The organism is Alistipes timonensis JC136, assembly GCF_900107675.1.
GTDB classification, from domain to species: Bacteria; Bacteroidota; Bacteroidia; order Bacteroidales; family Rikenellaceae; genus Alistipes; species Alistipes timonensis.
Window position 1 is genome coordinate 64,621 of sequence record NZ_FNRI01000009.1, and the last position, 20,151, is coordinate 84,771.

Below are 20,151 nucleotides of genomic sequence, written 5' to 3' on the forward strand. Positions count from 1 at the left end.
AGATAGTAAGTTCTTCAACTCAGTGATTCTCCGGGACTTTAGTGTTACTCGAATAACAATTCGGTTGTTATTTTATTAACATTTGAAAAGGCAAAAATTTACACTTTTTTGAACAAAAATAGACATCGTTTCTCGGTCGAAATTGCTATCTTTGCAACGCCCGTGTTTCCGGGCTGTGTCTGAATTGTTAGGAAATGCACACAAATATCATCTAAAATTTCAACTAAAATGGCAGAAAAGAAATTTATCACCTGTGATGGTAACTACGCTGCGGCCCATGTGGCTTATATGTTCTCGGAAGTCGCAGCCATCTATCCCATCACACCGTCGTCGACGATGGCCGAGCTCGTGGACGAGTGGGCTGCGCAGGGACGCAAAAATATCTTCGGCGAGACCGTCAAAGTCGTTGAAATGCAGTCGGAGGCCGGCGCTGCCGGCGCCGTGCACGGATCGCTGCAGAGCGGTGCGCTGACCTCGACCTTCACCGCATCGCAGGGCCTTCTGCTGATGGTCCCCAACATGTATAAGATCGCCGGCGAGCTGCTCCCGGGCGTGTTCCACGTTTCGGCGCGTGCGCTGGCCGCACAGTCGTTGTCGATCTTCGGCGACCACCAGGACGTGATGGCTACGCGTCAGACCGGTTTCGCCATGCTGGCCACCTCGTCGGTGCAGGAGGTCATGGACCTCGCGGGCGTCGCACACCTCGTGTCGCTGAAGTCGCGCGTGCCGTTCCTGCACTTCTTCGACGGCTTCCGCACGTCGCACGAAATCCAGAAAATCGAGCTGATCGACGAGGCCGCGCTGACGGCGATGCTCGACCGTGACGCCCTGAAGGAGTTCCGCAACCGGGCCCTGAACCCCGAGCACCCCGTGACCCGCGGTACGGCTCAGAATCCCGACATCTATTTCCAGACGCGCGAGGCTTCGAACAAGTTCTACGACGCCGTGCCCGACATGGTGGCCGACACCATGAAGGAGATCTCGAAGATCACCGGCCGCGACTACAAGCCGTTCGTATATTACGGTGCCGAGGATGCCGAGAACATCGTCGTTGCGATGGGGTCGGTGACCGAGACCATCAAAGAGACGGTCGATTACCTGACGGCCAAGGGCGAGAAGGTGGGTGTCGTCACCGTACACCTCTACCGTCCTTTCTCGGTGAAATACCTGATGGCGGTGCTTCCCGAGAGCGTGAAGCGTATCTGCGTGCTCGACCGTACGAAGGAGCCGGGAGCCAATGGAGACCCCCTCTACCTGGACGTTGTCGAGGCATTCGCAACCTGCCCGTGCAGCAAGAAGCCGCTCATCATCGGCGGCCGCTACGGCCTTTCGTCGAAGGACACCACCCCGGCGCAAATGCTGGCCGTGTTCGAGAACCTGAAGATGAACGAACCCAAAAACCAGTTCACGGTGGGTATCGTGGACGACGTGACGTTCCGTTCGCTGCCCGTCGGCGAGGAGATTTCGCTGGCGAAGCCCGGCACGTTCGAGGGTCTCTTCTTCGGTCTGGGCGCCGACGGTACGGTGGGTGCCAACAAGAACTCGATCAAGATCATCGGCGGCACGACGAACAAGTACTGCCAGGCCTATTTTTCCTATGACTCGAAGAAATCGGGCGGCTACACCTCGTCGCACCTGCGTTTCGGCGACCTGCCCATCACGTCGCCCTATCTGGTGACCACTCCCGATTTCGTGGCCTGCCACGTTCCTTCGTATGTCGACAAGTACGACGTGCTGAAAGGGCTGAAAGCCGGCGGTTCGTTCCTGCTGAACTCGGTGCATGACGCCGAGACCACCTGCGCGACGCTGCCCGACCACATGAAGGTCTACCTCGCCAAGAACAAGATCAACTTCTATATCATCAACGCCACGAAGATCGCCGCCGAGCTGGGTCTGGGTTCGCGTACGAACACCATCATGCAGTCGGCGTTCTTTAAGATCGCCAACGTCATTCCGTTCGACAAGGCTGTCGAGGAGATGAAGAAGGCTATCCTCAAATCCTACGGAAAGAAGGGTGAGGATATCGTCAACATGAACTACGCGGCTGTCGATGCCGGCGGCAACGCCGTCGTGAAGGTCGATGTTCCCGCCGAGTGGGCGTCGATCGAGGACAAGGGCTTCGAGCACGTTTCGAACGCTTCGTATCCGGAGTTCGTGCGCAAGGTCGTCGAGCCGATCAACGGTCTGAAGGGTGACATGCTGCCCGTTTCGGCCTTCAACGGCCGTGAGGACGGTACGTGGGACAACGGTACGGCCGCTTATGAGAAGCGCGGCATCGCCGTCAACGTTCCCGAGTGGAAGATCGAGAACTGTATCCAGTGCAACCAGTGCGCCTATGTCTGCCCCCACGCCGTGATCCGTCCGTTCCTCGCTACCGAGGAGGAGGCAGCCGCTTCGGGACTGGAGTGGAAGCAGGGCCTTGGCGAGACCAAGGAGTACAAGTTCCGCATCCAGATCTCGCCGCTCGACTGTACGGGCTGCTCGAACTGCGTCGATGTCTGCCCCGCCAAGGAGAAGGCGCTCGTCATGCGTCCGCTCGAGGAGCAGATGCCTCAGCAGAAGAACTGGGATTACATTACGAAAAATATCGGTTACAAGCAGGTCGTGGACAAGACCAAGTCGGTCAAGAACCTGCAATTCGCACAGCCTTTGTTCGAGTTCTCGGGCGCCTGCGCCGGCTGCGGCGAGACTCCTTATATCAAAGCCATCTCGCAGCTCTTCGGCGACAAGATGATGGTTGCCAACGCCACGGGCTGTACCTCGATCTACTCGGGTTCGGCTCCCTCGACTCCCTACTGCACCAACGCCGCAGGCCACGGTCCCGCATGGGCCAACTCGCTCTTCGAGGACAATGCCGAGTTCGGTCTGGGTATGCACATCGGTGTGGAGAAACTCCGCGACCGCATCCAGCTGGCGATGGAGGATGCCATTGCCAACTGCGCAAAGTGCTCCGACGAGCTGAAAGCCGCGATGAAGGAGTGGATCGAGAACCGCGGTTCGTCGGCTGGATCGGCCGAGGTTACGGCGCGCCTGGTCCCGATGATGGAGGCCTGCGGCTGTGACGCCTGCAAGAAAATCCTCGAACTGAAGGAGTGGCTCGTGAAGAAGTCGCAGTGGATCATCGGCGGCGACGGCTGGGGCTACGACATCGGTTACGGCGGTGTGGATCATGTGCTGGCTACGGGCCACGATGTGAACATCCTCGTCGTGGACACCGAGGTTTATTCCAACACCGGCGGCCAGTCGTCGAAATCGACTCCCGTGGGCGCCGTCGCCAAGTTCGCATCGAGCGGCAAGCGCATCCGCAAGAAGGACCTCGGCGCTATGGCCATGACTTATGGTTATGTCTATGTGGCGCAGGTGTCGATCGGCGCTTCGCAGCAGCAGTTGTTCAACGTGCTGAAGGAGGCCGAGGCCTATCCCGGACCTTCGCTCGTGATCGCCTATGCCCCGTGTATCAACCACGGCATCAAAGGCGGCATGACCCGCACGCAGACCATCGGTAAAGAGGCCGTAGCCTGCGGTTACTGGCATCTGTGGCACTACAACCCGATGCTCGAGGAGCAGGGCAAGAACCCGTTCGTGCTGGACTCGAAGGAGCCCGACTGGTCGAAGTTCCGCGACTTCCTGATGAAGGAGGTTCGTTACACCTCGCTCCAGAAGTCGTTCCCCGCCGAGGCCGACGAATTGTTCGCCGCTGCCGAGGAAAACGCCAAGTGGCGTTACAACGGCTATGTCCGTCTTTCGAAGATGGAGTTCTGATATCTCCATTAAATAATAGGTGAAGGCCGCGGCAGCAATGCCGCGGCCTTTTTTGCGCCGGCGGCCTGTTTTCGGCTTCCGGCAAAAAGGTTCGTGATGAAAACCTCCCGTTTCGTTGTCGCTTTCCCCCCCCCGATTGAATTTATTTGCCCGTAAGATACCTTAGCGGTAATTTTACACGGCAAATAGAATTCTAAATACTCCTTTTATGATGAAAAACATTTTTATGCGTGCAGCGATGCTGCTGGCCGTTGCTGCGACGGCATTTGCCTTTACGGCCTGTAACGACGACGATGGGGACGGTCCCAAACCGTTTGAATCCGAACTGATCGGCAGTTATGTTCCCCGGGTGGACCAGGCTGCTTACGATTTCGGCATTTTCCTCTCGACCGAGTGGAATGAGAAGGGGGCTCCTTCGTTGCCTTTGAACGGCGATCCGGACAATGCGATCGGATGGGAACTGATTGAAGCCATGCTGCCCATGATGGGCGGAGCGTACTATGCCCAGGGTCTCGTCGGTCTTGAATTGCAGAACGACGGACGTGTCGGAGCGAAATACCGTTCGGTGACGCTGGAAAACGGGATTGCCGACATTTTCAATCCCACTTTCAGCGAGGAGGTGTTCACGTTCCCCGATGCCGCGACACTGCCGATGGTTCCTGCCGACGCTGTCCGCTACTATACGCAGAACGGCAGACTCTACCTGACCGTCAGCAAGGAGTTTATTTCGAAAATCGATCCCGGAACGCTCGGGAAGCCGATCTGTACGATGATCGAGGAGATGATCTCCCAGTACAAACTGGGGTTGGTCAGCAACAAGGATATTTTTGCCGTTCCGTTCAAATACACGGTCGAGGGGGATATGCTTACGCTCTATGTCGACCGGGAAATGATACTGCCTTTCCGGGGGCTTCTGGCCGACCTGATCGGACAGCTGGTACCTGATGAGGGGGTGTCGATGGATGAAACGATGACTATTGCCAAGGCGGATATTCTGAAATTCGTCACCGATATTTTCGACAACAGCACCAAGTTCGAGCTCGGCATCAAACTCACCAAACAAGCAGAATAAAGCCTTTTCCATCATTGTTTTACGCCGCCCGGCAATCCGGGCGGCTTTTTTCCCCCTTTGCGGGTTGACCGTCCAGATATTATTGCCTATCTTTGTCGGGCGGAATCGTCCTGCAGGTGTGATGAGAGCATGCTTCGCCGGAATCCGCCGTGCGATGGCAATTACCGTTTGGCGCGTATTTTGAATGGATCATTCTGTTAATAAATGTTTTTGAGATGATGAAAAAGATTTTCGCAGCCGCCGTGCTGCTCGGAGCGATGACCGCCTGCGGCGGCTCGCAGCAGAAAGCCCTGCCGCTGGAGGGCACCCAGTGGAAACTCGCCAAGATGGAGGCCATTCCCGAGAAGGCCGTCACCGCCGAGGACGACTTCTTCACCCTGGAGTTCAATGCCGCCGACACGATGGTGGCCGGACGCACCAACTGCAACCGTTTCTTCGGCAAGTACGAGTTGAAGGGCCGGGAGTTGTCGTTCGAGAACCTGGGCATGACCCGGATGGCCTGCCCCGACATGCAGTACGAGGATGCTTTCGTGAAGATGCTCGACGAGGTGGACAGCTACGAGATTAAAGGCTCGGAGCTGAAATTCTACGACGACAAGAAGGTTATCGCCGAGTTCCGCGCCGTACCCGCCCCGGCCAAGAAATAATCGTTCCGGATACGTCCGGTGCAGGCCCGCTTCCGATAATTCCGGAAGCGGGCTTTTTGTATCTCCTGCCCGCCGGATTTCCCGGCCGCCGCTGCGCTCAGGCCGCACGGCGACTGTGCGAGGCAATGCAGGGATCATTCCGGCGGAACATTGTTCGCCGCCCCTTTTTTATCCGGAACAAGGCCCGTCGGGGGAGGGCTGTTACCCGAAAAGAAAACGGCTTCCCGAAAGGGAAGCCGTTTTCTTATACTCTGTGACGCTGGAGCTACTCGCTCAGCGGAGATACGCTCACGTAAGACTTGCCTTCGCCTTTCTTGCAGAACTCTACGGTTCCGTCCACGAGGGCGAAGAGCGTGTGATCCTTACCGATGCCTACGTTTTCACCGGCGTTGTGCACGGTTCCGCGCTGACGAACGATGATGTTGCCCGCCTTTGCGAACTGACCGCCAAAAAGTTTGATGCCGAGTCGCTTGCTTTCCGACTCGCGGCCGTTCTTCGAACTACCTACACCTTTCTTGTGTGCCATGTTGATTCAGTTTTTAAAGGTTTATGCAACGATCTCCTCGATGAGAATCTGGGTGAGGTACTGGCGATGACCGTTGCACTTCTGGTAGCCCGTGCGACGTTTCTTTTTGAACACCAGAACCTTGTCATCTTTCAGATGCTTGAGGATCTTGCACTTCACTGCGGCGCCTTTCACTACAGGTGCACCGACTTTAACCTGACCGTCGTTGTCTGTGAGCAGGACTTTGTCGAAACTTACGGACGAATTTTCTTCGCCCTGAAGACGGTGGACATAAAGTTTCCGACCTTTCTCAGCTTTAAATTGCTGACCTGCAATCTCTACTATAACGTACATTTAATTCGATTATGTATGTGAACATAAATTCGGAGTGCAAATATACGCATATTTATCTTATAAACAAGCTGTCCGGCAACTTTTTTTGTCTCCGCGGGGCTCTGGCACGGTTTTGGGCGGGGCATCCCCGGCCGGCAAAGCCGGCGTGACGCCCATGCACCGAATATTGATCGTATCCGAAGAGGAGTTCCTGTGCGACGTGATCCGCCTGTCGCTTGCCGGCATGCGGGCCGATGTGCGCTGCGCACCGGGGGTGGCTGCGATGGAGCGCCTGTCGCGGCGTATGCTTTTCGACCTGGTGATCGTCGTGGGCACTTCGCTCTTCTTTTCGGGCCGCGACGTGGTCCGCATCCTGCGCCCTCCGGGACTGCGGAAGCCGCTGGTCTACGTCGTGGCGTGGCAACAGGCCGAGCAGTCGGTGCTGAGCCTGCTGGAGTGCGGCGTCGATCAATACCTGACCTTTCCCGTGAGCTTGCAGCGGTTGCGGATGAAGGTCGCCAACGATTTGAACCGACAGTTATGACCGAACGACTCCTGATCGCCTATACGCTGCTTACGGCACTCGCCACGGCCGCACTGCTCGGGGCGTTGTGCGCCTCGGAGCTCCAGGCCCGCCGCCGGTGCGGCCGCGATGCCGTGCTGGGGAGCAGGTACCTGCGTATCCTGATGCTCTACCTGCTCTCGGGCGAGGGGCCCGTACCGCGCTTCCCGATGATCCGCCGCGCCGGGGCGCGGCGTCTGCTCGCCGAGACCGTCGCCGGACTGACGGGCGTGACCTACGGGCTCGATACCGCACCCCTGCGGCGCGTCGTTTCGGCCTATGGCCTCGACCGTTGGCTGCTGGGCCGTGTCCGCCGTACCTTCGGATGCCGCCGGGCCCGCAATCTGATGCTGCTGGCCCGCATGCCGCTCGACGGTGCCGTAGCGGCCCGTGCGGCGCGTTACGTCCGGAGCCGCAACCGCCGGGTCCGGTTTCAGGCGTTGATGGTGCAACTGGCGGCCGACCCTTCGGCAGCCCTGCGGCTGATGGCCGAATATCCCGCGCCCTTCTCGGCCTGCGAGGTGGGGGAGATCCTGATCCTGCTGCGGCGCGGCATGCTGCCGATCGCCTACGGGCCGCTCGTGGAATCTCCCTGCCGCAACCTGCGGATCGTGGGGCTGAGCATCGTGCGGCAGTTCGGTATCGAGGAGGCCGAGCCGCAACTGCTGCGGATCGTGGCCGGGGATGAAGTCCCGGAACTGGGGCGCGAGGCGCTTTACACGCTCTGCGCCCTGCGGCGTCCGCTGACACGCCGCCGCGTCAGCCGCCGGCTGGCCGTGATGAGCTCCGCCGAACGCAAGGCCCTGATGCGCTACATGGCCGCCGAAGGGTACTCTCCGGGGCTTCTCCGCCGGCTTTTCGACGCCCGCCGCGAACGCTCCTACTGCGAATCGCTCGTGCAATCCTATAAACGCTCCCTGGCATGAAGCTCGCCCTGCTGCTGTTTTTCGCCGCAGCGGCGGTGTGCGCCTGCACGTTGCTGCTGCTCATTCTGCGGGCCCGGGAACGGCGCCTGCTGGCCGCCGCTGCACGCGCCGCGTACAGCGATGCTCCTGACGGCATCGGCATTTCGGTTCTTTGCAGCGGCGTGACCGACCCCGCACAACTCGAAAATCTGCTTTCGTCCGAATATTCCCGTTATGAGGTGGTCGCGGTGTTCGACTCCCGGCGCCAGACTGCCGAGTTCCGCGCCTTGGCCGCCCGCTACCGCATGATTCGTGTCGAGTGGGCCCCTACGGGAGAACTGGAGGTCGCGGGGGTGCGGGCGCTGGGGCGTTCGCGCAAGCGGTGCTTCCGGCGGCTGGTGCTCGTCGACCGGGCTTTCGACGGCGCCGCGGGCGATTTCGACGCGGCCGCCGCCGTAGCCACCTACGACTACCTGCTGCCGGTCGGCGCGGGGCAATACCTGGTTCCCGGGGCCGTCGAACGCCTCGTTGCGGAGCTGGGCTCGGAACCGCCCGGAACGCTCGACCTCGTGCGCTCGCATCTGGGCGAACCCGCCGTGCTCCTGAGCCGCGAGGCGCTGATCGCCGCAGGCGGTTTCGGGATGCGGCCCCTGCGGGAAATCCCGCGCGGCAGGCGGAGAACCCTGTGGGAGCCGCTGCTGGCGCCGCCCGAAGCCGGACGGCACGTGCCCCGGCGGTGGCTTCTCCTTCCGGCGCTGTCGCTGGCCGTGGCGTTCGGGCTGTCGGTCGCTGCCGGATGGTGGACGGCTGCGGCCGCCGTCGTGACCGCCGCGCTGGTCTGGACTGCCGCCGCATGCGCCTCGCGGGCCGTGTCCGGAACGGCCCGGTCCGGGCTCCGACGTTTCATACCAATACGGCGTGTTTTCCGTTACTATTAAGGAATCGAAATATTTCACCATATCATAAATTCTTGTTACCTTTACCATGGCAATAAAAGTATCCGACCCCAAAATAAGAGTTACGATGATTAACGACAAGGTGAGAATGTATCTGCTGCCGCCTCTGTTCAATGCAGCGGTCCGAGCCGGAGCTTCGATCATGAACGTATACAAGAATCTCGACGATTACTATATAAGTCTCAAAGAGGATAATACCCCGATCACGGTGGCCGACCGTGTGGCCCACCGGACCATCCGCGAATACCTCGGCACCACACGCATCCCGATCCTTTCGGAGGAGGGTCGGGAGATGCGCTACGAAGAGCGCCGCAACTGGGAGCTTTACTGGCTGGTCGATCCGCTGGACGGCACGGTCGAATTTATCAAAGGCAACAACGAATTTACGGTGAACATCGCCCTGATGGAGAACAACGTCTGCATGGGGGCGGTTATTTATGTTCCCTATTTCGAAAAGATGTACGTGGCGGGGCGCGGCGGGGGCGCTTTCCTCAAAGAACACATCGTGCCCGACGCTGCTGCGGCCTTCACGTACGACGAGATCGTGCAGGGCTGGACGGCTCTGCCGCTCGCTTCGGAGGCGGGGCACGAACATCCCGTCGTGGCCGTGTCGCGTTCGCACCAGACTCCCGAAACCCACGAACACATCGCCCGCCTGCGCGAAATGCACCCTGACCTGGAGGTCGTGGAGCAGGGCAGCTCCTACAAATTCTGCCTGCTGGCCGAGGGCCGGGTCGATTACTACGTCCGCACGACGCACACCTACGAGTGGGACACCGCGGCCGGGGAGCTGATCCTCGCCGAAGCCGGCGGAAGCACGCGCACGCTGCCCGGCGACGGGGAGCTGCTCTATAACGAGCCGGATCTCCGCAACCCGTGGTTCGTCTGCCGCTCGAAATTCTGCAAGCTGTAATTTCGTCGAAGAACGTCGGAGGCGAATCCCCTATTCGAATTGGGGCCGTGCGTCCGCTGCGTCGGGTCCGAACGCTGCTTTTCGAAGGATAATGTTGCAAATTGGCTGTAAAATGCTTATTTTTGGAACATTAATACTTGGCCTCATGAAAAACTTCTTCCTGATTCTGTGTTTCGGGCTGTTCGTCTGTGGCTGTTCCAAAGAAGAGGAGCCTCCCTTTATCGTTTCCGACGACGATCCCGTGTTGTTCGACGATCTTGATTTCGAACGGTTTTGTCTCTGCCAATTTGACCACGATCACGATGGAAAACTTTTCGCACGGGATGTCAAAGAGGTGTGGAATTTGGAGATACCGGGGAGTTTGAAAATCCGTTCGTTGAAGGGAATCGAATATTTCGTAAATTTGAGAGAGCTTTGTTGTGCATATCAGGAATTCAAATCGCTCGATGTGAGCCATAACACGAAGCTTACGAGCCTTATATGCAGCCACAACCCGTTCTTAAAAAAGTTGAATGTGTCGGGAAACCCGGAACTCGAATCCTTGTCGTGTGAAGATTGTGCGTTGACGCAACTCGACTTGAGTCGGAATCACAAATTGGAATTTCTTTATTTTGATCATACTCCGATTTCCCGGCTGGATGTGCGGCAGTGTTCCGAGTATTTCAAATGCTCGTTTTTGGATAGATTGGAGAGTTCCGACCTGAAGGTTTATATGATGTGGTATCAGGTAAGTCCGCATAGAAGTAAATATCTGTCGAGCAATTCTTTTCAGTATTTGAAGGGGCCGTCGTTCGTGATCGACGGCGATCGGGACCTGAATTTTGCCGAACCGCATATCGAAGAAAAGGTTCTCGGTGCCGGTTTTTATGCAGCATTGGCTTTTCATTCTATTGATGTAAATGCGGATGGCAGGGTATCCCGCCGGGAAGCCTGCCGGGTTTTGAACATAAAGCTCGATGGGGAGCAGCTTGTTACATTGAAAGACATTGCCCATCTTCGGAATCTGGATGACCTGGAGATTGCGGCGTCGGATAAGGACAAGGCCCGGCTGAAATCGATGGACGATGTGGCGGAACATAACTGGTTGGCTACTCTTTCGATGAAAAATTTGCCTTTGAAGGCGATCGATTTGGGTAAATTTCCGAATCTGGTTCGGTTGAGCCTGGATAATGTCGACGTCGTTTCACTCGACGTGAGTGTGTGCCCGTGGTGGTTTAGAGGACTGACGATTGAAAATTGCCCTGCGCTGAAAGAGGTCTGGTTCCGGGATGAGGAGCAGCTTAGCCATATGTGGGATCAGTACCTTGATCCCCCGTTCGAAATCCGGTTCAAAAATAATTGACGGATGGAGCGGTCGGAAAGGCCGCTCCGTTTATTTATGCTCGATGTCGCACGCTCCGCAGTTGCCCGAGCAACCTGCGGGCTGTCCGTCGGAGCAATCGGCTCCGCCGTCCGCCTCGCGGGTCTCGTGCACGGCGCATTTGATGCCCAGCCGTTGCATGTTCTTGTTGGTCGATATTTCGGAGTCGATGTGGTGGCCCTTGATCATCAGAGTCAGCGACATGCCGACGACGAACAGCCCGACGGCCGCGACGGCACACAGTATGACGATTAACCAGGTTGGCATGGGATTCAGTTTTTTAGTGCCCGAAATTTGGGGTTTCCGGGACAAATGTATACATTTGTAAGATAAATTGCAAAAATGTTGCCCATCCTTTCCGGAGGGCGTATTGTGCAGACTAAATTGACGCAAGTATGAAAATCGTGATAGCGGGTGCGGGCGAGATGGGCAGCCATCTGGCGCGGATGCTCAGCGGCAACGGCCACGACATCACCGTCATCGACGGCGATCAGAAGTTGCTCTCCGAAGTGAGCAGCCTGGCCGATGTGATTACGGTCGAGGGCGATTCGACGATCTTCGCCGTGCTGCGAAAGGCTTCGGTGCGCAAGTGCGACCTGTTCATCGCCGTCAACCACGAGGAGAACGCCAACGTCGTGGCGGCGATGCTGGCCAAGAAGCTCGGGGCCAAGAAATCCATCGCCCGCATCGATAACAACGAATACCTCGAACCCAATAACAAGGAGATGTTCATTGACATGGGCATCGACTACCTGTTCTATCCCGAGAAGGTCGCGGCCCGCGAGGTCATCAACCTGCTGGGACACACTTCGACCACGGAGTACGTCGATTTCTCGAGCGGCAAGCTTTCGCTGGTGGTTTTCCGCCTCGAACCGGCCTCGCCGCTGGTGGGGCAGGTGCTCACGGGTTTCGCCGACGAGACGCCGCTGAGCTACCGCACGGTGGCTATCACGCGCGGCGGGCAGACGATCATTCCGCGCGAGGGCGAGCAGTTCATGGAGGGCGACATGGTCTATGTCATCGCCCGGCAGGATGCCGTCAGGGAGGTGATGGAGTTCTCGGGACAGTCGAACATCGAGATCAAAAACATGATGATTCTCGGCGGTTCGCGCATCGGCATCCGCATCGCCACGGAGCTGCAGGACGAGGTGAACATCAAATTGGTGGACTACAATGCCGACAAGGCCTACCGGCTGGCCGAGATGCTCGACAAGACGCTGATTATCAATGAGGACGGTCGCAATACGGATACCATGATGGAGGAGGGGCTCGCGAATATGGACGCTTTCGTGGCCGTGACGGGCCGCAGCGAGACCAACATCCTGGCGGCGATGCTCGCCAAACGCATGGGGGTTAAGAAGGTCATCGCGGAGGTCGAGAACATGAATTATATCAACCTCGCCGAGTCGATCGGCATCGACACGATCATCAACAAGAAACTGGTGACGGCGTCGAACATCTTCCGCTTCACGATGTCGACCGACGTGCAGGCGATCAAATGCCTGACGGGCAGCGACGCCGAGGTGCTGGAATTCATCGTGAAACCCAACTCCCCGGCTACGAAGTCCCGGATAAAAGACCTCGGGCTGCCCGAGGACACGATCATCGGGGGCATCGTCCGCGGCGACAAGGTTTTCATCGCGGTGGACAACATGGAGATAAATCCCTACGACCGGGTGGTGGTCTTCGCCATGCCGGGGGCTGTGGGGAAGGTCGGTTATTACTTTAATTGAACAGCGTGTCTTTCCGAAGCATAATTCTCAGGGCGTGGTTCTCGCAGCGCGAACGGTCGATCGACCGGTTCCGCCGCCGCCCCGTCGAAACACAGGAACGGATGTTCCGCCGGCTGCTGCGCCGGGGGCGGCTGACGGAGTTCGGCGACCGCTACGACCTGCGGCATATCCGTTCGGTGGAGCGGTTCCAGTCGCAGGTCGAGACGTTCGACTACGAGACTTTCAAACCCTACATCGAACGGATGATGGAGGGGGTGCGGAGCGTCACCTACCCGGGCCGGGTATCGCTGTTCGCACGCTCGTCGGGCACCACCTCGGACCGTAGCAAATATATCCCCGTGACGATGGAGTCGCTGTGGTGGAACCATACGCTGGGCATGCGCGACGTGGCGACGGTCTTTTCGTCCAACTTCCCCAAGTCGCGGGTTTTCGAAGGCAAGACCCTGACGCTGGGCGGCTCGTGCAGCCGTGAGGGACGCAACCTGGTGGGGGACCTTTCGGCGCTGCTGATCCACGAGACGACGTTCTGGAGCGGCTGGTTCCGGGCCCCGCGGACCGAGACGGCGATCATCCCGGATTTCGACGCGAAGGTCGAGGCGATCTGCCGCGAGTGCGTCGGCGAACGGATCACGGCCTTTGCGGGCGTGCCGTCGTGGAACCTGGCGATGATGCGCCGCGTGCTGGAATACACCGGCAAGCGGAACCTGCTGGAAGTGTGGCCCGACCTGGAGATGTTCGCCCACGGGGGCGTGGAATTTGCACCCTACCGGACGACGTTCGAGGAGCTGATCCCCTCGGAGCGGATGAAATACATGGAGACTTACAACGCTTCGGAGGGCTTTTTTGCCATGGCAGACGATCCCGCGCGCAGCGACATGCTGCTGATGCTCGATTACGGCACTTTCTTCGAGTTCCGCAACGGGACGCAGGTCGTGCCGCTGGAGGGCGTGGAGTGCGGAAAGGTTTACGCCGTGCTCATCACGTCGAACAATGGTCTGTGGCGCTACGAGATCGGCGATACGGTGGAGTTCACCTCGACGAATCCCTACCGCATCCGCTTTGCGGGCCGCACGCGGCAGTATATCAACGTTTTCGGGGAGGAGTTGATTGTCGACAACGCCGAACATGCCCTGTTGGCGGCCTGCCGCAAGACCGGGGCTGTGGTGAGCGAATACAGCGTCGCGCCGTGCTACATGTCGCTGCGCGAACGCGGAGCCCACGAGTGGATCGTGGAGTTCGAACGCGAGCCCGACAGCCGCGAACGTTTCGCCGAGACGCTGGACGAGGAGCTGAGGTCCGTCAATTCGGACTATGACGCCAAGCGCCGGACCACGCTCGAGCGGCAACGTTTGACGGTCGTGGAGCGCGGGACGTTCCTCGCGTGGATGCGCGCGCGGGGTAAGAACAAGGTTCCGCGGCTCGTGAACGACCGCCGTGTGGCCGACGAACTGGCGACTTTTCAGGCGGAGCCGGCCGGAGTGGAGAAATAACAAATACCTATACTACTATGTACATTGCCATAGCCGGAAACATCGGGAGCGGGAAAACCACGCTGACCCAAATCCTTACGAAGCGCTACGACGCCAAGTGCTACCTCGAGGAGTGCGACAATCCCTACATCGGCGATTTTTACGAGGACATGAACCGCTGGGCGTTCAACCTCCAGATTTCGTTTCTCGGGAGCCGCATCCAGCAGACGATGGACATGCTGGCCGACTGCCGTTCGGGAGTGATTTTCCAGGACCGCACGATTTACGAGGATGCGCACATCTTCGCCGACAACCTTCATGAAATGGGGCTGATGGCTACGCGCGACATCGAGACCTACATGAAGATTTTCCGACTGGTCACGACGCTCATCCCCAAGCCCGACCTGCTGATTTACCTCAAGGCGAGCGTTCCGACGCTCATCTCGCAAATCCGCAAGCGCGGCCGCGAGTACGAGATGAACATTGATGAGCTGTACCTCAAGCGCCTGAACGACAAATACAATAACTGGATCGAGAACCTTTACGGAGGCGAAGTGCTCGTCGTCGACAAGGATCACGAGGATTTCGTGTCGGACCCGGCCGTGCTGGAGAAAATCTGCGCGCGGTTGGATGCGATCAAAGCCAAGAAACGCTGAGGATGACGCTGCCTGCGAAATTCGTCGAACGGGTCCTGTGCGACTTGGGTGAGGCCGAGGGCCTTGCTCTCTGCGCCGCGCTCGACGGGGAGCCGCCGGTATCGGTGCGGATCAACCCCGCGAAAGCGGCTCCCGGTGCGCTGCCCGCGCTGGAGATCGCCGGACAGGTGCCGTGGTGCCGCGACGGGCATTATCTTGCCGCGCGCCCGCCCTTTACGTTCGACCCCGATTTCCATGCCGGGGCCTATTACGTGCAGGAGGCTTCGTCGCAGTTCGTGGGACACCTGCTGGCGGATGCCGGGGCCGAAGGGGCCCGCATCCTCGACCTGTGTGCGGCTCCGGGCGGCAAGACGACGCTTTACGCCTCGCTGGCGGGACCCGACGGACTGGTCGTCGCCAACGAGATCGACCGCCGCCGTGCCGCGGTGCTTGCGGACAACGTGCGCAAGTGGGGTACGGGCAATGTGGCCGTCACGACCTGCGAACCCCGTTTGCTGGGTGATTTCGAGGCGTGGTTCGATATCGTGGCCGTGGACGCTCCCTGCTCCGGCGAGGGGATGTTCCGCAAGGACGACGAAGCCCGCGGGGAGTGGAGCGAGGGGAATGTGAAACAGTGCGCGTCGCGTCAGGACGACATTCTGCGCGAGGCGTGGCGGGCCCTGAAACCGGGCGGAACGCTCGTGTACAGCACTTGTACGTTCAACCGCGACGAGGACGAGGGTTCGCTGGAGCGGATGCTCGCATGGGCCGGCGAAGAGGTCGCCGAATCGGACGAGATCGCCGTGGAGGATGCGTGGGGCATCGCCTGCGGCCGTGTCGGAGCGTTCCGGACGTTCCGGTTCTATCCCCACAGGGCTTGCGGCGAGGGGTTTTTCGCCGCCGTGGCCCGCAAATCGTTCGACGCCGGGGGCCGCATGCGCACCCCGAGGGCGCGGCGCACGGTATTTGCGGCGGTGGACCGTAAGGGCGTCGGCGAACTGGCCCGCTGGGTCCGGGAGCCGGACCGAATGTGTTTCGCACAGGTTGCCGATACGCTTTATGCGTGGTATGCCGCGCAGTCAGATGCCGTCAGGGCCTTGTCCGAGGCGCTGCCCGTCATTTATTCGGGTGTGGCGATGGGGCAGGTATTCAAAGGAGTGCTGAAACCCGATCCCGCGCTGGCGTTCTTCGACGGACTCTGCCGCGAAGCGGTGCCCGTCGCGGAGCTGGACGGAGAGGAGGCGCTGCGTTTCCTGCGCAAGCAGGACATCGCCGCCGCAGGGCTGGCCGAAGGGGTGAACCTCGTGTGCTCGCGGGGACGTGCGCTGGGGTTTGCCAAACGAATCGGTGCGCGGGTCAACAACATGTACCCCAATTCGTTGCGAATTATAAAACAATAGATATGGCCGATAAACTTTACTATTCGATGGGCGAGGTGGCCGAAATGTTCGACGTCAATACGTCGCTCATCCGCCATTGGGAGTCGCAGTTCTCCATCCTCCGCCCCAAGCGCAACAAGAAGGGCAACCGTCTCTTCTCGCCGCAGGACGTCGAGAACCTGAAGCTGATCTACCATTTGGTCAAAGAGCGCGGCATGACGCTCGAAGGAGCCAAGAAGGCGCTCCGCAAGGGGCCTGCCGAGAGCGGTGTGAACCGTGATGCCGAACTGATGGAGCGTTTGCAGCGCATCCGGGCCCTGCTGGTCGAGGTCCGCGAGGACCTGAAAGCCGGAGCGGGGGAGATCGTGGCCGATGCGGATGCCACGGCTGAGACCGCCGGTGATTCCGAAGCCGCCCCCGTGCGCCGCCGGGTCAAGGCCGTGGTGAAGATCGACGAATCGACGGGCGAGGAGCTTTCCGACGCCGGGCAGGCGGTTGCCAAACGCACGGTCCGCAAGCCCCGCCGCAAGAAGGAAGAGGTCGAGCACAAGGAGCTGTTCGCGTTCTACGAACAATCGTTATTTTAAGGAAAATCCTATGAAGATCAGTCAGATAACCGAAGTCATCGAACGCTTCGCCCCGCTTGGGTGGCAGGAGTCGTATGACAATGCGGGACTTATCGTCGGGCGTCCCGACGACGAGGTCCACAAGGCCCTGCTGGCCGTGGACGTGACCGAAGAGGTGCTGGACGAGGCCGAAGCCGAGGGGTGCGATATCGTATTGACACACCATCCGATCATCTTCCATGCGCTCAAACGTTTCAATTCGGCGGACCCCGTGCAGCGGTGTGTCGAGCGGGCCATCCGCAGCCGGATCGCCCTCTATGCCTGCCACACCAACCTCGACAGCGCCCCCGAAGGGATGAGCTGGCGGTTGGCCGAAATACTGGGCGTCGGAAACCTCGGGGTGCTGCAACCCTCGGAAGCCGGCGAGGGCGTGGGATTCGGCGTAGTGGGCGAACTATCTGAATCCGTTGACACCGTGGAGTTTATGCAGTTTATCCGGCGAAAACTCGGCGTGAAGGTCGTAAGGTACAGCGACACGGCGACTTCCGCAGTGCGCCGCGTGGCGGTCTGCACCGGCGCCGGGGCTTCGCTGATCGGCGAAGCACGCCGCGCAGGGGCCGATATTTACATCACCGCAGACCTGAAGTACAACGACTTCATGACACCCGATAAAGTCCTCACGGTAGCAGATATAGGCCATTTTGAGAGCGAATATTGCGCAATTGAGCTATTATTTGATATTTTATCGAAAAATTTATGTACCTTTGCGGTTCGCAAGAGTGAACGCTCTCGCAATCCGGTGAATTATCTGGTGTAAGTCTAAACTATACAGTACATTATATGGCAACACAAAAAAAGACGGCCGAGGTTGATTACTCGATGCAGGAGAAGATCCTGGCGCTCTACGAGCTGCAGAAGATCGACAGCAAGATCGACGAAATCAACAAGGTGAAAGGTGAACTGCCGCTCGAGGTGCAGGATCTCGAGGACGAGATGGCCGGGATGAAGACCCGCATCGAGCACATCAACGCCGAGATCGAGGAGCTCAACACGCTCACCAAGCAGCGCAAGCGCGAGGTGGATCAGGCCAAGATCATGATCGGCAACTACAAGGAGCAGCAGAACAACGTGCGTAACAACCGCGAGTTCGATGCCATCACCAAGGAGATCGAGTATCAGGAGCTCGAGATCGAGCTGGCCGAGAAGCGCCTGAAAGAGTATGCTGCCGGCGTGAAGATCAAAAAGGCACAGTTGGAGGAGGCCGAGGCGCAGAGCAAGGAGCGTCTGGCGGACCTCGGGGCCAAGAAGGCCGAGCTGGAGGGTATCGAAGCCGAGACGGCGCCGCTGGTGGCGGAATATTCCGTGCAGGGCGAAGGCGTTAAGGCGAAGATCGACGAGCGCCTGCTGTCGGCTTACGACCGTATCCGCCGCAACGTCCGTAACGGACTGGCCGTGGTGACCGTAAAGCGCGACGCCTGCGGAGGCTGCTTCAACCGCATTCCGCCCCAGCGTCAGGTGGATATCCGGCAGGGTAAGAAGATCATTATCTGCGAGTATTGCGGCCGTATCCTGGTGGCCGATCCCGACGAACCGCAGGAATAGAGACGATAAGAACGGCGAAAGGCTTCCGGTTTTCCGGGAGCCTTTCGTTTTGTTTTTAAAATATTTTGTAAATAAAAGAATGTTAATTTATTAACACCGAAATTTCTTCCGAGTTTTGCAAATAATCCTTAACTTTGCAAAGCTCTATTGCTCCGACTTAAATTGTTGCCATGAAAATAGCTATTGCCCAGTTGAATTACACGATCGGAGATGTGGACGGCAACGCATCCAAGATCATCGATTCGATCAACAAAGCGAAAGCACAGCGCGCCGACCTGGTGATCTTCGCCGAACAGGCCGTGAGCGGGACTCCTGCCTTCGACCTGCTGCGGAAAACGACTTTCCTCGAATTGTGCGAGGACGCATTGGTCGAGATCGCCTCGTGCTGCGACGGCATTGCCGCCATCGTCGGACTGCCGATCCTCACGAACAACGGCACGATCAGCGCCGCGGCGCTGATTCAGGACCGCAAGGTGCTGCGCTATGTCGGCAAGAAATACATCACCGCGCGCCGCGAGATGGGTTTCCTGACCCCTTCGAAGGGATTTGAGTACGCCACGATCAAAGGCCACAAGTGCGCCATCATCGTGGGCGACGACCTGAGCCGCGAGCACGATTTCGACCAGTCGGTCGAGACCGTCATTTCGATCAACGCCCGCAAATACGGCAAGGGAACCATGACCTACCGCTATGAAATGATGCGTCACCTGGCATTTGTCGAGGGCAAGAACCTCGTGCTGGTCAATCAGGTGGGCGGATCGACCGACATCGTTTACGACGGCACGTCGGGGGTGATGAACGGCCGCGGCGAAGTGGTGCTGATGATGAAGAACTTCGAGGAGGATTTCCAGATTTTCGACACGAAAGCCGAAGCGGAGCCGATTGCGATCCCCTCGACCTACAACGACCGCACGCGGCTGGTCTACGAAGCGGCCCGCTGCGGACTGCGGGATTTCTTCCGCAAGAACGGTTACCAGAAGGCCTCGATCGGTCTCTCGGGCGGTATCGACTCGGCCGTGGTGGCCTGCATCGCCGCCGATGCGCTGGGTGCGGAGAACGTCCGGGCGCTGCTGATGCCCTCGCCGTTCTCGTCCGACGAATCGGTGGAGGACGCCAAGGAGCTGGCCTGCAACCTCGGCATCGAATACAACGTCATACCCATTTCCGAAATTTATACCAGCGTGGTGAACACCCTGAAGCCCGTCATCGGCGGCACGGAGTTCGACGCCACGGAGGAGAATATCCAGACCCGCATCCGCACGGTGCTGCTGATGGCCCTGCAGAACAAGACGGACTATATTCTGCTCAACTCCTCGAACAAGAGCGAGAACGCCCTGGGACTCTGCACGCTTTACGGCGACACGGCGGGGGCGTTCAGCCCCACGGGAGACCTCTACAAGAGCGAAATGTACGACGTGGCCCGCTACATCAACCGTACGCAGGGCAACCCGATCCCCGAAAGCATCCTGACGAAGGAACCCTCCTCGGAGCTTCATCCGGGGCAGAAGGACAGCGACATCCTGCCGCCCTACGAGGTGGTGGACGCCATTCTGACGCGCATGATCGAGGAGGGGCAGCACCGCGAGGAGATCGTCAACGCGGGATTCGATTCGGAGGTCGTGGAGAAGATCCATGCGATGATCATGCACAACGAGAAGAAACGCTATCAGTTCCCGCCCGTGCTGCGGTTGTCGTCGTGCACTTTCGGGCACGAGCGGCTGATGCCCCTCACCAATAAATACGGAGATTAGC

General features: G+C 58.9%; 19 protein-coding genes. 16 read left to right on the forward strand and 3 right to left on the reverse strand.

Going from position 1 to position 20,151, the window contains the following annotated elements; genetic code table 11:
- Nucleotides 1–228: 228 nt before the first annotated feature.
- The 3 genes from nifJ to BLU78_RS11910 all read left to right on the forward strand — a co-directional run bounded on the left by nifJ (nt 229) and on the right by BLU78_RS11910 (nt 5,481).
- A complete protein-coding gene (gene nifJ / locus BLU78_RS11900) occupies nt 229–3,762 on the forward strand; it encodes a pyruvate:ferredoxin (flavodoxin) oxidoreductase (RefSeq protein ID WP_010265829.1) in 3,534 nt (1,177 codons plus the stop codon).
- A gap of 211 nt (nt 3,763–3,973) precedes the next feature.
- A complete protein-coding gene (locus BLU78_RS11905; protein ID WP_231290993.1) occupies nt 3,974–4,834 on the forward strand; it encodes a hypothetical protein in 861 nt (286 codons plus the stop codon).
- A 215-nt stretch (nt 4,835–5,049) separates the two neighbouring features.
- The gene (locus BLU78_RS11910; protein ID WP_010265825.1) at nt 5,050–5,481 is read left to right on the forward strand and encodes an META domain-containing protein; all 432 of its coding nucleotides are present in this window, start codon (nt 5,050–5,052) and stop codon (nt 5,479–5,481) included.
- A gap of 265 nt (nt 5,482–5,746) precedes the next feature.
- Here BLU78_RS11910 and rpmA read toward each other — a convergent pair whose 3' ends face one another.
- Complete coding sequence (gene rpmA / locus BLU78_RS11915) at nt 5,747–6,007, reverse strand: 50S ribosomal protein L27 (RefSeq protein WP_010265823.1); 261 nt, start codon at nt 6,005–6,007, stop codon at nt 5,747–5,749.
- A gap of 21 nt (nt 6,008–6,028) precedes the next feature.
- On the reverse strand, nt 6,029–6,340 hold the full coding sequence (rplU, locus tag BLU78_RS11920; RefSeq protein WP_010265820.1) for a 50S ribosomal protein L21: 312 nt from the start codon (nt 6,338–6,340) through the stop codon (nt 6,029–6,031).
- A gap of 154 nt (nt 6,341–6,494) precedes the next feature.
- Here rplU and BLU78_RS11925 point away from each other — a divergent pair, with 154 nt between their 5' ends.
- The 5 genes from BLU78_RS11925 to BLU78_RS11945 all read left to right on the forward strand — a co-directional run bounded on the left by BLU78_RS11925 (nt 6,495) and on the right by BLU78_RS11945 (nt 10,997).
- Nucleotides 6,495–6,863, forward strand: coding sequence for a response regulator (locus BLU78_RS11925; RefSeq protein WP_010265818.1), 369 nt, complete (start codon nt 6,495–6,497; stop codon nt 6,861–6,863).
- Nucleotides 6,860–7,807: a hypothetical protein gene (locus BLU78_RS11930; RefSeq protein ID WP_010265816.1), complete on the forward strand. Its 948-nt coding sequence runs from the start codon at nt 6,860–6,862 to the stop codon at nt 7,805–7,807. The genes BLU78_RS11925 and BLU78_RS11930 overlap by 4 nt, the downstream gene beginning before the upstream one ends.
- Nucleotides 7,804–8,724, forward strand: a complete 921-nt coding sequence (locus tag BLU78_RS11935) for a hypothetical protein (RefSeq protein WP_010265814.1) — start codon at nt 7,804–7,806, stop codon at nt 8,722–8,724. Before BLU78_RS11930 ends, BLU78_RS11935 begins: the two co-directional genes overlap by 4 nt.
- Before the next feature lie 85 nt (nt 8,725–8,809).
- Entirely contained in the window at nt 8,810–9,655 is an 846-nt protein-coding gene (locus tag BLU78_RS11940; protein WP_010265812.1) for a 3'(2'),5'-bisphosphate nucleotidase CysQ family protein, read from the forward strand.
- A gap of 145 nt (nt 9,656–9,800) precedes the next feature.
- Nucleotides 9,801–10,997: a leucine-rich repeat domain-containing protein gene (locus BLU78_RS11945; RefSeq protein WP_143029405.1), complete on the forward strand. Its 1,197-nt coding sequence runs from the start codon at nt 9,801–9,803 to the stop codon at nt 10,995–10,997.
- Nucleotides 10,998–11,027: 30 nt separating this feature from the next.
- On the opposite strand, the gene BLU78_RS11950 is transcribed toward BLU78_RS11945, so the two are convergent.
- A complete protein-coding gene (locus BLU78_RS11950; RefSeq protein WP_010265807.1) occupies nt 11,028–11,282 on the reverse strand; it encodes a hypothetical protein in 255 nt (84 codons plus the stop codon).
- 128 nt (nt 11,283–11,410) lie between these two features.
- Here BLU78_RS11950 and trkA point away from each other — a divergent pair, with 128 nt between their 5' ends.
- The 8 genes from trkA (at nt 11,411) to BLU78_RS11990 (ending at nt 20,150) form a co-directional block, all read left to right on the forward strand.
- Entirely contained in the window at nt 11,411–12,748 is a 1,338-nt protein-coding gene (gene trkA / locus BLU78_RS11955) for a Trk system potassium transporter TrkA (protein WP_010265804.1), read from the forward strand.
- A 5-nt stretch (nt 12,749–12,753) separates the two neighbouring features.
- Entirely contained in the window at nt 12,754–14,238 is a 1,485-nt protein-coding gene (locus tag BLU78_RS11960; RefSeq protein ID WP_026020840.1) for a GH3 auxin-responsive promoter family protein, read from the forward strand.
- A 17-nt stretch (nt 14,239–14,255) separates the two neighbouring features.
- Nucleotides 14,256–14,873 (forward strand): deoxynucleoside kinase, encoded by a 618-nt coding sequence (locus BLU78_RS11965; protein WP_010265799.1) that lies wholly within the window; start codon nt 14,256–14,258, stop codon nt 14,871–14,873.
- 2 nt (nt 14,874–14,875) lie between these two features.
- A complete protein-coding gene (locus BLU78_RS11970; RefSeq protein WP_010265796.1) occupies nt 14,876–16,252 on the forward strand; it encodes a methyltransferase RsmF C-terminal domain-like protein in 1,377 nt (458 codons plus the stop codon).
- 2 nt (nt 16,253–16,254) lie between these two features.
- On the forward strand, nt 16,255–16,818 hold the full coding sequence (locus tag BLU78_RS11975; RefSeq protein WP_010265794.1) for a MerR family transcriptional regulator: 564 nt from the start codon (nt 16,255–16,257) through the stop codon (nt 16,816–16,818).
- A gap of 10 nt (nt 16,819–16,828) precedes the next feature.
- Nucleotides 16,829–17,614 (forward strand): Nif3-like dinuclear metal center hexameric protein, encoded by a 786-nt coding sequence (locus tag BLU78_RS11980; protein ID WP_010265792.1) that lies wholly within the window; start codon nt 16,829–16,831, stop codon nt 17,612–17,614.
- Nucleotides 17,615–17,637: 23 nt separating this feature from the next.
- The gene (locus tag BLU78_RS11985; protein WP_010265790.1) at nt 17,638–18,399 is read left to right on the forward strand and encodes a zinc ribbon domain-containing protein; all 762 of its coding nucleotides are present in this window, start codon (nt 17,638–17,640) and stop codon (nt 18,397–18,399) included.
- Between the two features lie 170 nt (nt 18,400–18,569).
- The gene (locus tag BLU78_RS11990; protein ID WP_026020839.1) at nt 18,570–20,150 is read left to right on the forward strand and encodes an NAD+ synthase; all 1,581 of its coding nucleotides are present in this window, start codon (nt 18,570–18,572) and stop codon (nt 20,148–20,150) included.
- Nucleotide 20,151 lies beyond the last annotated feature (1 nt).

Bases quoted from the DNA above. Each gene is read 5' to 3' on its own strand.
- nifJ (WP_010265829.1), top strand. From the start codon at position 229: ATGGCAGAAAAGAAATTTATCACCTGTGATGGTAACTACGCTGCGGCC.
- BLU78_RS11905 (WP_231290993.1), top strand. From the start codon at position 3,974: ATGAAAAACATTTTTATGCGTGCAGCGATGCTGCTGGCCGTTGCTGCG.
- BLU78_RS11910 (WP_010265825.1), top strand. From the start codon at position 5,050: ATGATGAAAAAGATTTTCGCAGCCGCCGTGCTGCTCGGAGCGATGACC.
- rpmA (WP_010265823.1), bottom strand. From the start codon at position 6,007: ATGGCACACAAGAAAGGTGTAGGTAGTTCGAAGAACGGCCGCGAGTCG.
- rplU (WP_010265820.1), bottom strand. From the start codon at position 6,340: ATGTACGTTATAGTAGAGATTGCAGGTCAGCAATTTAAAGCTGAGAAA.
- BLU78_RS11925 (WP_010265818.1), top strand. From the start codon at position 6,495: ATGCACCGAATATTGATCGTATCCGAAGAGGAGTTCCTGTGCGACGTG.
- BLU78_RS11930 (WP_010265816.1), top strand. From the start codon at position 6,860: ATGACCGAACGACTCCTGATCGCCTATACGCTGCTTACGGCACTCGCC.
- BLU78_RS11935 (WP_010265814.1), top strand. From the start codon at position 7,804: ATGAAGCTCGCCCTGCTGCTGTTTTTCGCCGCAGCGGCGGTGTGCGCC.
- BLU78_RS11940 (WP_010265812.1), top strand. From the start codon at position 8,810: ATGATTAACGACAAGGTGAGAATGTATCTGCTGCCGCCTCTGTTCAAT.
- BLU78_RS11945 (WP_143029405.1), top strand. From the start codon at position 9,801: ATGAAAAACTTCTTCCTGATTCTGTGTTTCGGGCTGTTCGTCTGTGGC.
- BLU78_RS11950 (WP_010265807.1), bottom strand. From the start codon at position 11,282: ATGCCAACCTGGTTAATCGTCATACTGTGTGCCGTCGCGGCCGTCGGG.
- trkA (WP_010265804.1), top strand. From the start codon at position 11,411: ATGAAAATCGTGATAGCGGGTGCGGGCGAGATGGGCAGCCATCTGGCG.
- BLU78_RS11965 (WP_010265799.1), top strand. From the start codon at position 14,256: ATGTACATTGCCATAGCCGGAAACATCGGGAGCGGGAAAACCACGCTG.
- BLU78_RS11970 (WP_010265796.1), top strand. From the start codon at position 14,876: ATGACGCTGCCTGCGAAATTCGTCGAACGGGTCCTGTGCGACTTGGGT.
- BLU78_RS11975 (WP_010265794.1), top strand. From the start codon at position 16,255: ATGGCCGATAAACTTTACTATTCGATGGGCGAGGTGGCCGAAATGTTC.
- BLU78_RS11980 (WP_010265792.1), top strand. From the start codon at position 16,829: ATGAAGATCAGTCAGATAACCGAAGTCATCGAACGCTTCGCCCCGCTT.
- BLU78_RS11985 (WP_010265790.1), top strand. From the start codon at position 17,638: ATGGCAACACAAAAAAAGACGGCCGAGGTTGATTACTCGATGCAGGAG.
- BLU78_RS11990 (WP_026020839.1), top strand. From the start codon at position 18,570: ATGAAAATAGCTATTGCCCAGTTGAATTACACGATCGGAGATGTGGAC.